This window comes from Streptomyces sp. NPDC048353 (assembly GCF_055587165.1).
This window is the reverse complement of record NZ_JBVJGU010000008.1, coordinates 119,087-131,569: the sequence shown is the minus strand read 5'-3', so window position 1 is coordinate 131,569 and position 12,483 is coordinate 119,087. Positions and strand designations below refer to the sequence as shown.

9 protein-coding genes and 1 tRNA gene are annotated in these 12,483 nt (G+C 71.8%); 7 read left to right on the top strand and 3 right to left on the bottom strand.

Annotated elements, in window-relative coordinates; genetic code table 11:
• Window positions 1–3 precede the first annotated feature (3 nt).
• Window positions 4–1,869 carry a class I adenylate-forming enzyme family protein gene (locus ACZ6RC_RS26755; RefSeq protein WP_469587743.1) on the bottom strand — a complete coding sequence of 622 codons (1,866 nt, stop codon included), beginning with the start codon at window positions 1,867–1,869 and terminating at the stop codon, window positions 4–6.
• A gap of 202 nt (window positions 1,870–2,071) precedes the next feature.
• Here ACZ6RC_RS26755 and ACZ6RC_RS26750 point away from each other — a divergent pair, with 202 nt between their 5' ends.
• From ACZ6RC_RS26750 to ACZ6RC_RS26730, 5 genes are all read left to right on the top strand, one after another.
• Window positions 2,072–2,605 (top strand): hypothetical protein, encoded by a 534-nt coding sequence (locus ACZ6RC_RS26750; RefSeq protein ID WP_469587740.1) that lies wholly within the window; start codon window positions 2,072–2,074, stop codon window positions 2,603–2,605.
• An 86-nt stretch (window positions 2,606–2,691) separates the two neighbouring features.
• Complete coding sequence (locus tag ACZ6RC_RS26745; RefSeq protein ID WP_469587735.1) at window positions 2,692–3,528, top strand: DUF4097 family beta strand repeat-containing protein; 837 nt, start codon at window positions 2,692–2,694, stop codon at window positions 3,526–3,528.
• 660 nt (window positions 3,529–4,188) lie between these two features.
• Window positions 4,189–6,453, top strand: a complete 2,265-nt coding sequence (locus ACZ6RC_RS26740; RefSeq protein WP_469587732.1) for an MMPL family transporter — start codon at window positions 4,189–4,191, stop codon at window positions 6,451–6,453.
• Window positions 6,454–6,809: 356 nt separating this feature from the next.
• Complete coding sequence (locus ACZ6RC_RS26735; protein WP_469587729.1) at window positions 6,810–7,841, top strand: ATP-binding cassette domain-containing protein; 1,032 nt, start codon at window positions 6,810–6,812, stop codon at window positions 7,839–7,841.
• Window positions 7,838–8,671 (top strand): ABC transporter permease, encoded by an 834-nt coding sequence (locus ACZ6RC_RS26730; RefSeq protein ID WP_453617478.1) that lies wholly within the window; start codon window positions 7,838–7,840, stop codon window positions 8,669–8,671. Before ACZ6RC_RS26735 ends, ACZ6RC_RS26730 begins: the two co-directional genes overlap by 4 nt.
• Window positions 8,672–8,791: 120 nt before the next feature.
• Here ACZ6RC_RS26730 and ACZ6RC_RS26725 read toward each other — a convergent pair whose 3' ends face one another.
• A complete protein-coding gene (locus tag ACZ6RC_RS26725; protein WP_469587725.1) occupies window positions 8,792–10,435 on the bottom strand; it encodes a glycosyltransferase family 2 protein in 1,644 nt (547 codons plus the stop codon).
• Window positions 10,436–10,864: 429 nt separating this feature from the next.
• On the opposite strand from ACZ6RC_RS26725, the gene ACZ6RC_RS26720 reads away from it, so the two are divergent.
• Window positions 10,865–10,937, top strand: a tRNA-Arg gene (locus tag ACZ6RC_RS26720).
• 468 nt (window positions 10,938–11,405) lie between these two features.
• Here the strand turns inward: ACZ6RC_RS26720 and ACZ6RC_RS26715 are convergent.
• A complete protein-coding gene (locus ACZ6RC_RS26715) occupies window positions 11,406–11,954 on the bottom strand; it encodes an SMI1/KNR4 family protein (protein WP_469587722.1) in 549 nt (182 codons plus the stop codon).
• Window positions 11,955–12,245: 291 nt separating this feature from the next.
• Here ACZ6RC_RS26715 and ACZ6RC_RS26710 point away from each other — a divergent pair, with 291 nt between their 5' ends.
• Window positions 12,246–12,431 (top strand): Imm32 family immunity protein, encoded by a 186-nt coding sequence (locus tag ACZ6RC_RS26710; protein WP_469588107.1) that lies wholly within the window; start codon window positions 12,246–12,248, stop codon window positions 12,429–12,431.
• Window positions 12,432–12,483: the final 52 nt, after the last annotated feature.

Genomic DNA, 12,483 nt, shown 5'->3' with positions numbered 1-12,483 from the left:
CCCTCAGTGCGCGAGCGTCGCCCGCAGCTCCCTCTTCAGGATCTTCCCGGCCGGATTGCGGGGCAGTTCGGTGTCCCGTACGAGCACATGGGCGGGCACCTTGAACGCCGCCAACGACGCCCCGACGTGCGCGCGCAGCTCGTCGGCGGTGACGGCGGCGTCCGCGCGCAGGCGCACCACGGCCGCCACCTCCTCGCCGAGGACGGGGTGCGGCACGCCGAGGACGGCGGCGTCGAGGACGGCGGGGTGGTCGTGGAGGACGGCCTCGACCTCGACGCAGTACACGTTCTCGCCGCCGCGGATCACCATGTCCTTGAGACGGTCGACGACGGTGACGCGCCCGTCGCGGATCCGGGCGAGGTCGCCGGTGCGGAACCACCCGTCCTCGGTGAAGGCGAGCCGGGTCGCCTCCTCGTCCCTCCAGTAGCCCCGCGCGAGGGACTGCCCGCGGAGCAGCAGCTCTCCGACGCCGTCGGCGTCGGGCCGGTCGACGCGGACCTCGACGGCCGGGGCGGGGCGGCCGACGCTGCGCGGGTCCGCGCGGTACTCGGCGCCGAAGTTGGCGAGGACGCCACCGCAGGTCTCGGTGAGGCCGTAGCCGTTGCGCGGCTCGATGCGGTCCCCGTGGCGGGCGGTGATCCGGGCGACGATCTCCGGCGGGGCGGCGGCGCCCCCGGTGTTGAGCATGGTGAGGCTCCGGAGCGGGTCGCCGGTGCGCTCGGCGAGGTCGAGCAGCTGAAGGGCGGTGGTGGGCACGCCCGCGTAGTGGGTGACGCGGTGCCTGCCGATGAGCTCCAGCGCCTCGGCGGGGTCCCACTTCCGCATGAGGACGAGGGAGCCGCCCGCCGCCATCACGGCGTACAGCGAGGTAAAGGCGGCCACGTGGAAGAAGGGGAAGGTGGTGAGCGAGACGGGAGCGGGGCCCTGCCCCGGGATGCCGCCGCGGGCGAGGGCGGAGGCGGCGGCGAAGTAGCGGGGGTTCGTCGCGGCGGCGGCCTGGGCGAGATGGGTGGCGACGGCACCCTTGGGCCGGCCGGTGGTGCCGGACGTGTAGACGATGGTGGCGTCGTGCTCGGGCAGGACGTCGACGAGGGGCGGGCCGAGCAGGGGGTCGGTGTCGGGCACGTACGCCCGGAACCCCTCGCTCGCCTCCCCGTGGAAGACGATGCCGGGCACGCGGTGCTCCCGGGCCCAGCGGCGGACCCTGCCGACCCGTTCCCCGTCGACGAGGAGGACGCGGGGCGAGCAGTCGTCGAGCGCGTACGCGAACTCCTCCTCGGTCCACCAGGCGTTGAGGGGGACGGCGACGAGGCCGGCGAGCTGCGCGGCCCAGAAGGCGATCTGCCACTCCGGGTGGTTCCGCATGGCGACGACCGCCCGGTCGCCGGGCCGCAGCCCGTGCTCGCCGACGAGGCTCCGCGCGAGTCCGCAGGCGGCGTCGAAGAACTCCCGGTAGCTCATCGTCCCGCCGCCGTGGAGGAGGAAGGGCCGGTCGCCGTACGCCCAGGTGACCTCCACGAACTCGCGGAGGGTGCGGGGCCCGTCGACATAGACGCCGTCCTCGACGGCGAAGGGGGCTCCGGGGCCGGTGAGCCGCGCGGCGGCGGCTTCGGCGGCGAGGGCTGTGGCGGTGGCGGCGGTTGTGGCGGTGGCGGTGGCGGTGGCGGGGATCGGACCACGCGCGCCCGGGTCGCCCTCCGGTGTACGGGAGTTGGGTGTACGGGTGCCGGGTGTACGGGTGCCGGGTGTACGGGTGGGCACACGGGCGTCGTCCGTCGCCTCGACCGGCTGGTCGCCCGGCCCGCCGCGCTCCCACCCGCTGCTGTCCCGCCCGCTCCTGTCCGGCCCGCTGTTCTCCGGCCCGCGCACGTTCGCCTCTTTCCCGGGCGTTCGCTCGGCCCGGCGGCCGACGCTATGCCGGTCCGGGGAACCGGTCAATCCTGCGCCGGGCAGCCACCGACGGCCCTACCCGGCCCCGCTTGACGCCACCTCGATGACACATTGGCGCACCATGGCACATGATGGCGCCATGGAACTTGCAATGGCGCCACGATGGTGCCACTATCGGTTCATGGACCTCACGCCCTATGTCGACAATCTCCGTCACGAACTCGGCGTGGCCGCCGAAGCCGGTGGCGACGAAGCCCGCGCCCTGGCCGACCGGCTCACCGGCACGCTCGAGTCCGCCGCCCGGCTGACGCTGCTCAACGCCCTGTCCGACGCGATGGACGAGGTCACCCGTGACCTGGCCCCCGGCTCGGTCGACCTGCGGCTGCGCGGCATGAACCCCGAGTTCGTGGTGACGGCACCGCCGACCGCCGAAGCCTTCGACGAGGCCGAGGCCCCGGTGCAGGCCCCGCCGCCCCCGGCGCCGGCCCTGGTGGAGGCCGAGGACGGCGCCACCTCCCGGATCAACTTCCGGCCGCCGGCACAGCTCAAGGTCCGCGTCGAGGAGGCCGCGAGCCGCGAGGGCCTCTCGGTCAACGCCTGGCTCGTCCGTGCCGTGGCCGCCGCCCTGGAGCCCGGCACGGCGGCCCGCGGCCGCAAGGGCGCGACGGCCTCGGGCAACGCCGTAGGGCAGGGCTTCACCGGCTGGGTCCGCTAGGGCCTTCCGAAACTCCCGGCCGCTCGCCCCCTCCCCAGGCACCTCACCCCGCACTCACCACCCTCCAGTCAAAGGACGGCACAGGCATGCCTACTTTCCCGACACCCGAACCCCTCTCCGCCACCGTCGAGCTCGAGATCGGCCGGGCCCGGATCGTCGCGGGCAAGCGCGAGGACACTGTGGTCGAGGTGACCCCGAGCGACCCCGGAAACAAGCTCGACGTCCAGGCCGCCGAGGAGACCAACGTGACCTGCTCCGGCGGGAAGCTGCTGGTCAAGGGCCCCAAGCGGCGCTCCCTCTTCGGCAAGGTGGGGGCCGTCGACGTGACCGTCGAGCTGCCCGCGGGCTCGGAGCTCAGCTGCACCACCGGCCTCGGCGAGGTGATCGGCGAGGGCCGGTTCGGAGACTGCCGTCTCACGACCGGCGCCGGCGACATCCGGCTCGAAGAGGCCGAGGCCGTACGCCTGAAGACCTCGCACGGCGACGTCCTGGTGGACCGTACGACGGGCGAGACCGAGATCCAGGGGTCGGGCCGGGTCCGGGTCGGCCGGATCGACGGAGCGGCGACCATCAAGAACCTCAACGGCGAGACCGCGATCGGCGAGATCGGCGGCGAGCTGCGCGTGAACTCCTCCAACGGCCCCATCGGCGTGGCCCGCGCGGAGTCCTCGGTCACCGCCAAGACGGCGAGCGGCTCCATCCGCCTGGACGAGGTGGTGCGCGGGCGCATCACCCTGGACTCCTCCGCGGGGGTCCTGGAGGTCGGGATCGCCGAGGGCACGGCGGCCTGGCTGGACGTCCGTTCCAAGGCCGGTCGGGTCCGCAACGAGCTGGGGACCGCGGAGGGCCCGGGGCAGTCCGAGGAGACGGTCGAGGTCCGGGGCCGTACGAGCGTCGGCGACATCGTCATCCGCCGCGCCTGAGAATCCCCTCTCCGGGCGGTGCGCCCCGTTCAGGCGGTGCGCCCGCGCGAGCGACGCGCCCCCGCTGCCCGCCGGCGCGCCCCGCCCAGGTGGCGCGCCCCGCCTCGGTCCACCTCGCGCCGGTTCACCTTGCGCCGGCGCACCCCGCCGGTGGTCGCCCCTCCCGGCGCACCCCCTTCCCCCGGCTCTCCTCCAGGCGACGCACCTGGTTTCCCATAGCGCAACCCCGTGCCGCCCGCCGTTCCAGCGGCCCACCCCTCCAGGCGGCGCACCTCGTACAGGCGGTGCGCCTGCCCCCGCGCCCCCGGCGCCCCCCTGCCCCCAGCGCCCCTCCCGGTTCCCGACGGGCCCGCACGAAGGGCGACTTGACGAGCCGGCTGCCTGCGGAGGCGTAGGAGCGTCGTCTCCGCCGCCCCGCCCGGGAGCCGCGCCCCCTGGCGCCTGCTGACCGCCGCGCGCCTCTTCGCGCCCTCCCGCGCGCCCGCGCCCCGTCCGGCCCGCCGGACCCCTCGTACCACCGCGCACGCCCCCCGCGAGCACCGTCCCCGCGCCGCCAAGGCGCCATGTCGCGCTGCCCCTCGACCCCACAGACCCCCCGCGGACCCCATCCGCCTCCCCTCACCCCTCACCCCTGCATGCCGATCCGACAGGAGCCCCACCGTGGCTACGTTCCTCTCCAGACTGGGCCGCCTCGCCTTTCGACGACGGGGGGTGGCGCTCCTGCTCTGGCTGCTGGTCTTCGGCGGCATGGGCTTCGCCGCCTCCTCCGCTCCGCCGCCTCCCGCCGATACGTTCTCGATGCCCGGCACCGAGTCGCAGGAGGCCTTCGACCTGCTGGCCGAGAGGTTCCCGGACGCGCGCGCCGACGGCGCGGGTGCGCGGGTCGTCGTGCGGGCCCCCGGCGGCGCGAAGATCACCGCGGCCCCGCACCGGGCCGCGGTCGAGCGCCTGGCCGCCGAGTTGGGGAGGTCGTCCCCGCAGGTGGTGGCCGTCGCCGACCCGTACCGGGCACCCGACGTCAGCATCAGCGAGGACCGTACGACCGCCTACCTGGCGGTGACGTACCGGGTCCCCGCGCCGGAGGTCGACCGGAAGGCGCACGACGCCTTCGACGCGGCCCTCGCACGGGCCGGAACGTCCGGGCTCACCGTCGAGGCCGGCGGTGACGCCGTACGGATCGAGCAGGCGGCGATGGGCGGTACGGGCGAGAAGATCGGCATCCTGGTCTCCGCGATCGTCCTCGTCCTGACCTTCGGCTCGATGATCGCGGCCGGAATGCCGCTGATCACCGCGCTGATCAGCGTCGGCATCGGCATCTCCGGCATCACGGCGCTCGGCTCCACGCTGGGCCTGTCCGGCACCACGTCGACCCTCGCGATGATGATCGGCCTCGCGGTCGGCATCGACTACGCGCTCTTCATCGTGTCCCGTTTCCGCGCCGAGCGGATGGAGGGGCGTACCCCCGAGGAGGCGGCAGGACGGGCCGTCGGCACCGCCGGCTCGGCCGTCGTCTTCGCCGGCCTGACGGTCGTCGTCGCCCTCGCCGGGCTCGCCGTGGTGAACATCCCGATGCTCACCACGATGGGCCTGGCCGCGGCCGGCACCGTCACCGTCGCCGTACTCGTCGCGATCACCCTGGTCCCTGCCCTCCTCGGCTTCGCGCCGGTCAAGGTGATGCCCCGTAAGGGACGCCTGGCGTACGCGGTCAAGCCGCTGTCGGCGCGCCGGCAGCGCAGGGCCGCCCGCCACGCGGCGAAGCAGGCCCGGAGGACCGCCAAGCCCAACCTGGGCTCGCGCTGGGCCGGTTACGTCCTGCGCCACCCGGTCGCCGTCCTCCTGGTCGGTGTGATCGGCCTCGGCACGATCGCCGTGCCGGCCGCGAGCCTGGAGCTCGGCCTGCCGGGCGAGGGCCAGATGTCGACGGAGACCACCCAGCGCAAGGCGTACGACCTGCTCTCGGAGTCCTTCGGGCCCGGCTTCAACGGACCCCTGATGGTCACCGTGCAGGCCGAGGACGCCAAGGCCGCCGGCGACGCGGTCGGCGGGACCCTCCGACGGGCGGACGGCGTGGCCTCCGTCTCCCCGGCCACCGCCAACACGGCGGGCGACACCGCCATCCTCACCGTCGTCCCGGAGACGGGTCCGACCGACCGGAGGACCGAGGAACTGGTCCGCGAACTCCGCTCCCTGGCCCACGGGATGGAGGGGCGGGCCGCCGACCGGATCCTGGTGACCGGCCAGACGGCCATGTTCATCGACTTCTCGCAGACCCTCGACGACGCGCTGCTGCCCTATCTGGGCCTGGTCGTCGGCCTCGCCTTTCTGCTCCTGATGGTGGTCTTCCGCTCGATCCTGGTCCCGCTGAAAGCGGCCCTCGGCTTCCTGCTGTCCGTGACCGCGGCCCTCGGCGGCGTCGTGGCCGTCTTCCAGTGGGGCTGGCTCGCCGACGTCCTCGGCGTCGACGCGCCCGGCCCGATCATGAGCACGATGCCGATCTTCATGATCGGCGTGGTCTTCGGCCTCGCGATGGACTACGAGGTCTTCCTCGTCAGCCGGATGCGCGAGTCGTACGCCCACGGGGCGCGCCCGGGCCAGGCGGTCGTCGACGGCTTCCGCCACGGCGGCCGGGTGGTCAGCGCGGCGGCGATCATCATGATGAGCGTCTTCTCCGGCTTCATCGTGGAGGACAACGACTTCGTCAAGATGATCGGCTTCGCTCTCGCGATCGCCGTCCTCTTCGATGCCTTCGTCGTCCGCATGGCGATCGTGCCGGCGCTCTTCGCCCTCCTCGGCCCGTCCGCGTGGTGGCTGCCGAAGTGGCTGGACCGGTTCCTTCCCCGGGTGGACGTGGAGGGCGAGAAGCCGGGCCCCGACGCGGCGCGGGGGACGCCGGGTTCGCGGAGGGAACGCTCCCTGACCGGCTGAGAGACAGCCCCTCGCAGGTCACATCGTGTCCCGTGGCACCGAAGGCGCCTCCGCACCGGCTCCGGCCGGAAGCGGGGGCGCCTTTCGCCGTACGGGAGCCGCGCCGCCGGCGCCGTAGCGCCCCGCGCGACACCTTCGTACGGGCGCATCACCCCAGCTCAGCCGTTTCCAGCGCCATCACACCCCACCCATGGCGCCACGATGACTCGACATGGCGCCATGCGTGTGCCACGATAAGGGCGCAAGCACGGCAGGGGTGGCGCCAAACAAACGCCAACCCCTTCCGGCCCCGCCCTCGGATCACGGGAATCCACAGCGCATCCACGGGACTCCCCCCAAGAGAAAGGCCGCCCACCATGAACACCGCGACCACAGCGGCGACCAGCACGCCCACCGCGGCGATCTCCGCGACCGGACTGCGCAAGTCGTACGGCGACAAGGTGGTGCTCGACGGCATCGACCTGCGGATCCCCGAGGGCACGGTCTTCGCTCTGCTCGGCCCCAACGGAGCGGGCAAGACCACCACCGTGGAGATCCTCTCCACCCTCATCACGGCCGACGCGGGCCAGGCGCTGGTCGGGGGCCACGACGTGGCCGCCGACGCCGACTCCGTACGCCGCCGGATCGGCGTCACCGGCCAGTTCGCCGCCGTCGACGGGCTGCTCACCGCCGAGGAGAACCTGCTCCTCATGGCCGACCTGCACCACCTGAGCCGCGGCGAGGGCCGGCGACGGGCCGCCGAACTCCTGGAGCGCTTCGAGCTGACCGAGGCGGCCCGCAAGAACGTCGCCACCTTCTCCGGCGGCATGCGCCGCAAGCTGGACCTGGCGATGACGCTGGTCGGCCGGCCGCGGATCATCTTCCTCGACGAGCCGACCACCGGTCTCGACCCGCGCAGCCGCCGTGTGATGTGGGAGCTCATCCGGGACCTGGTCGCGGATCAGGGCGTGATGATCTTCCTCACCACCCAGTACCTGGAGGAGGCCGACCAGCTCGCGGACCGCATCGCGGTGCTGGACCACGGCAAGCTCGTCGCCGAAGGCACCGCGGACGAGCTGAAGCGGCTGGTCCCCGGCGGCCACGTCCGCGTCCGGTTCGCCGACCAGGCCCAACTCACCACCGGGGCCGCGCTCTTCGGGACGGCCACCCGCGACGACGAGTCGCTCACCCTGCAGGTCCCCAGCGACGGCTCCCTCGCCAATCTCCGGGCCATCCTCGACGTCCTCGACCACAGCGGCGTGCACGCCGAATCGCTCACCGTGCACACCCCGGACCTCGACGACGTCTTCCTCACCCTCACCGGCCGGCCGACCACCACCCCCACCGTCCCCGCCCCGGCCGCCACCTCCGCCACGTCCGCCAACGCCCAGAAGGAGTCGAACCGATGAGCACCACGCGCACCGCCACCCTCGCCCCGGCCAAGCCCGCCGCGCCCACCCGCTCGTACGCCGTGCGCGACTCCCTCACGATGCTGCGCCGCAACATCAAGCACATGCAGCGCTACCCCTCGATGACGATCTCGATCCTCGTGATGCCGCTGCTGATGCTGCTGCTCTTCGTGTACGTCTTCGGCGGCGCGCTCGGCGCCGGCATCGGGGCGGGCGGCGACCGGGGCGACTACATCAACTACCTGGTGCCCGGCATCATCCTGATGTCCGCGACCTCGGGGGCCGTCGCGACGGCCGTGTCCGTCTGCACCGACATGACGGAAGGCATCGTCAACCGCTTCCGCACGATGTCGATCTCCAGAGGCTCCATCCTCACGGGCCACGTCCTCGGCAGCGTCATCCAGGTCGCGGCCGTCCTCGCCCTGATCACCGGCGTCTCCCTCGCGATCGGCTTCCGCCCCGACGCCTCGGCCGTCGAATGGCTGGCCGCCGCCGGCCTGCTCCTCTTCCTCGCCTTCGGCATGGCGTGGCTGTCCGCCGCGATGGGCATGGGCGCGAAGACCGTCGAGGCCGCGAGCAACGGCCCGCTGCCGCTGACCTTCCTGCCCTTCCTCGGCAGCGCGATCGTCACCCCGGACTCGATGCCGACGGCCCTGCGGTGGTTCGCCGAGTACCAGCCCTTCACCCCGATCAACGAGACCCTGCGCGGCCTGCTGCTCGGCACCCCGATCGGCAACGACGGCTGGATCGCCCTGGCCTGGTGCACGGCCCTGGCCCTGATCGGCTACGTCTGGTCCCGCGCGGTCTTCAACCGCGAGGTCACCCGCTGATCCTCAACGGCCTGAACCCCCTGGGCAGGCAGACGACGGACACGCGGACAGGCGGCTCCCGAACCGATTCGGGAGCCGCCTTCGGCGCATTTCCGGAGCGGACGGATCGAGGTCAGGTGGTCACTGCCGCTGTCGCGGGATGCGCGCCGCGCGCCCGAGCCTGGTTTTGAAACGAGACAGGGTGGAGGGGACCGGCTGGATCTGCAGGGCGAGCTTGCCGTCGCTGGGACCGACGCTGACGGTGTGCGGGCAGCCGTCGGCCGGGGACAGGTCCACCGTCCGCCGTTCCGTCCGTTGGGGCACGTCGGGTCCGAGCGCACCACCGAGCCCTCCGCTGGCGGTCATCCCTCGCGCCGTGCAGCGCAGGAAGACCTCCCAGGTGCCCGCGCCGAGGGAACGGCCGCCGTCCGCCGCCGCGAGGTCGAACGACGCACGGAACCCGGCCAGGCCGTAGTCGTACGTCTCCCTGCCGCGGCTGACCGTCAGATGCGGGGAACCCTCGCGCTGGGCCGGCACCACGATCTCCTGCTTGGTGGCGGCGTGCCGCAGCACCACCTCGGTCTCCAGACCGTCGGTGTCCACCTGGTCGAGGTAGGCGTAGCCGGAGAGTTCGAGGACGCTGCCCCGCCACGTGAGGTCGTCCACCCGGCGGCGTGGGCTGGCACCGAGGGCGACGTCGGTGATGTCGCAGAGCTCCTCGTACACGGCCGAGGAGACGGGCGGGTACGGCACGGCCGCGTACAGACGGCCGTCACGCAGCAGCGCCTTGCCCGGGCGCCCCGCCAGATCCCACTCGACGACCCGGGCCAGCTCGTCGAGGAGACCTTCCCGCAGACAGTGCACCCGCAGCCGCTCCGCGACATCGAGCCGTGCCAGGACACCCGGCGTCACCCACGCCTCCGCATGCGGCCGGGCCAGCTCTACGAGCGCCTTGCGCTCCGCCTCGTCCGCCCGCAGATAGCGCCGGTCGAAACGCCGCAGCAGCTCGGCCTTCACGTGCCGGGCCACCATCCGGTCCCGCATCGCGCCCGGCTCGGTGAGCTCCGTGAGGATGCCGACCAGCTCGGCCGCCTGCGCCACCATCGTCGGATAGTCGAGACCGCCGCTCGTGATGTTGCCGTCGTCCCCGCGCCGCACGAGGTAGTAGCAGTCGTAGTCGGCGAGGATCGATATGACCCTGCTGTGCAGATAGGCGCGTGCGACGAAGTGCTGGTCCTCGCTGATCCGCATGTGCTCGGGGAAGCGCAGCCCGTGCTCCTCGATCATGCTGCGCCGGAACAGCTTGAACGGCATGAGGGTGTAGTAGACGGTGGCCGCGTCCGCCCGGTCCACGTTCCGGGCGAAGACCTGCTGGACCTCCTTGCGGATCACCCGCCCCACGCCCACGAGCTTGGCCAGGACGGTGTCCGCGCCGTTCTTCTCGGCCATCTTCACCAGCCGCTCCAGGGCCTGCGGCCCCAGGCAGTCGTCCCCGTCCAGGAAGAACACGTACCGGCCGGTGGCCCGGTCCAGCCCGGCGTTACGCGGACGGCTCGGGCCGCCGGACGCCTCCTGGTGGACGACGGTCATCGCCCAGTCCTTACGGGCCCATTCGTCCAGGACGTCACTACTGCCGTCCGTGCTGCCGTCGTCGACGGCGATGACCTCGATCACGTCCGTGCCGATGCTCTGCCGGGCGACCGACGCGAGGGCCTGCTCCAGGTACGGCATCGCGTTGTACACGGGGATGACCACGGAGACGATCGGCGTAGTCGCATCGTTCATCGACTGGTTCCCCCCAAGGCGACGCTGTGAATGACCGGACCAGATTCAGAGGACCGGCATTATGCCGCAGGGTCCTCGGATCACGAAGGGGACGCGATCTGTCACGGCACCGGCGGTGCCATGTGTGCCTCCTCGCAGAAGCGATTACGCGTCCGGGCGGCCCGGGGCGCCCCGCATCCGCGAGGCCATCCCACCGAGGTCAGAAGGCATCGCGCGAACCCGCAGCGGCACTCCGGGGAAACGGGGGCGACCTCCACAACCCCGATCGGCTAGGCTGTCAGCGGTCAGTCGGCCTCTGCGCCCCTGCCCGGGATGGCGTCCCTCCGGACCCCGCCCCGGCACCGCTTCGAGAAAGTCTGACCAGGGCGTTTGTCCCGCTCTGCTCGGCATCCCCCGACAGGGGTTTCCGACAGGGCCACGACAAGCCCCGCCTTCGTAGCTCAGGGGATAGAGCACCGCTCTCCTAAAGCGGGTGTCGCAGGTTCGAATCCTGCCGGGGGCACAAGGGAAAGGCCACCTACCGATCTTGGTAGGTGGCCTTTGACATCTACTTCTGACATCAACGACGACGGTCGGCCGAGGACGGCCGCGAACGCGCGAAGCGAAATACGGGTGCCGGCTCCCGGGCCTGGCGGGCAGGATCACGCCATGTCGACCGATGCCAGCGGAATGATCGAGTGCCGACCGGGGGCCCGACTGTGGGGTCCGGATGATGAGGACACAGTCTGGGAAGCGGGCATCGACCTCTTCCTGCTGAACAGGGGCAACGCTTACGACGGCCTGGCATGTCTCTTCGGTATCCGCAACTCCTTCGGCTTCCGTCCGCTTGCTGAGGACCGTGGCTTCCCGGATGACGCGTCGGAAGGGCTGCGTCGTGAGTTCGTCGGTCAGCCACAGTCGGAGCGGCCCCCAGGCCGCTTTCGCCTAAGGCGCTACACCGAGTGCGCTCAGCGGTCATCCCGCGGTTCGTTCACTCCGCGATCCGAGAGGCGGCCATTTCCCACGGGGCCGGCTCCGCCACGTCTTCGTACTCATCGGCGTCTTCCCGGTACCACCCTGTTCCGGCGAGCCAGACTTCGAGCCACTCGGCAAGGCTCCCGGTGTCGACGAACCAGGCGGCGGCTCCTTCGTCTGCCATGGCGTTCGGGTCGAAGAGAAGGACCGTGGCGGTCTCGCTGAGGCAGTCCACCGCGGCGTACATGGCGCAGCCCCAGTCGAGGATCGGCAGCACGCCCGCCGGCCAGTACGGTGCTTCTCCCTCGGCCGAGGCGGATCGTTCGGATTGATACGCGCTCAGCGCCGTACGCCCTGGCCCGACCAGCGGAAGAAACTGGTAATCGGGGCCGTAGCCACCGTTGGCCACTTCCCGATACAGGCTCGCCAGCAGGGGCGGGAGGGCGAAGCCGAGAACTGCCTCTGCCTCGGCAACCTCCTCGGCAGTGGCGGCGGGAGGCAAGGCCGTGGAAGTGGCCCTGGCCTCCACCGCTACGCGGGGAACGAGATCTTCGATGGCTATCACGTTCGGGATCCTCTCAGGCACCTACGACAGAGAGCACCGTCCTGTCGGGTCTCCCCTTGCAGGTGCCGTCAGACGCACAACGCCCTGAATACGGCATTAGACGTCCCGCACTGAGATCGCACCGATCCGAGGAATCGACCGGTAGGCGGCGAACGGAATGACGGAGAATTCAGAATATTGCGGCAAGTCAGTGAAGCCGACCCTGCCCAGTTTCGCATCTGCGCGTTCAGGCACTCTGCGAAATCTCCTCGATTCACACTGCCGTCGGCGGAAGCGGACGCACTGATCGACGTGCGGAACCTAGGGAGTGAGGTTGTCATCGAGGCGAATACAACGGGCCGCAGGACACTGGCTGGGCATCCGCTCGTGCTGGCGGGCGAGGGCGTCTCCGACGGAGCGCACCTGCACCTCGAAGACAGCAACGGCCTGGAGGACGGTTCCGTCGGCCTAGTCCTGGAGCACAGCGATGAGGAGTAGCACCGCCAGTTCGCAGACCGGCCGGGGCGTGCTCAGGCCGTCGCGCTGCGGG

Bases quoted from the DNA above. Each gene is read 5' to 3' on its own strand.
- ACZ6RC_RS26725 (WP_469587725.1), bottom strand. From the start codon at position 10,435: ATGAACGATGCGACTACGCCGATCGTCTCCGTGGTCATCCCCGTGTAC.
- ACZ6RC_RS26730 (WP_453617478.1), top strand. From the start codon at position 7,838: ATGAGCACCACGCGCACCGCCACCCTCGCCCCGGCCAAGCCCGCCGCG.
- ACZ6RC_RS26745 (WP_469587735.1), top strand. From the start codon at position 2,692: ATGCCTACTTTCCCGACACCCGAACCCCTCTCCGCCACCGTCGAGCTC.
- ACZ6RC_RS26735 (WP_469587729.1), top strand. From the start codon at position 6,810: ATGAACACCGCGACCACAGCGGCGACCAGCACGCCCACCGCGGCGATC.
- ACZ6RC_RS26750 (WP_469587740.1), top strand. From the start codon at position 2,072: ATGGACCTCACGCCCTATGTCGACAATCTCCGTCACGAACTCGGCGTG.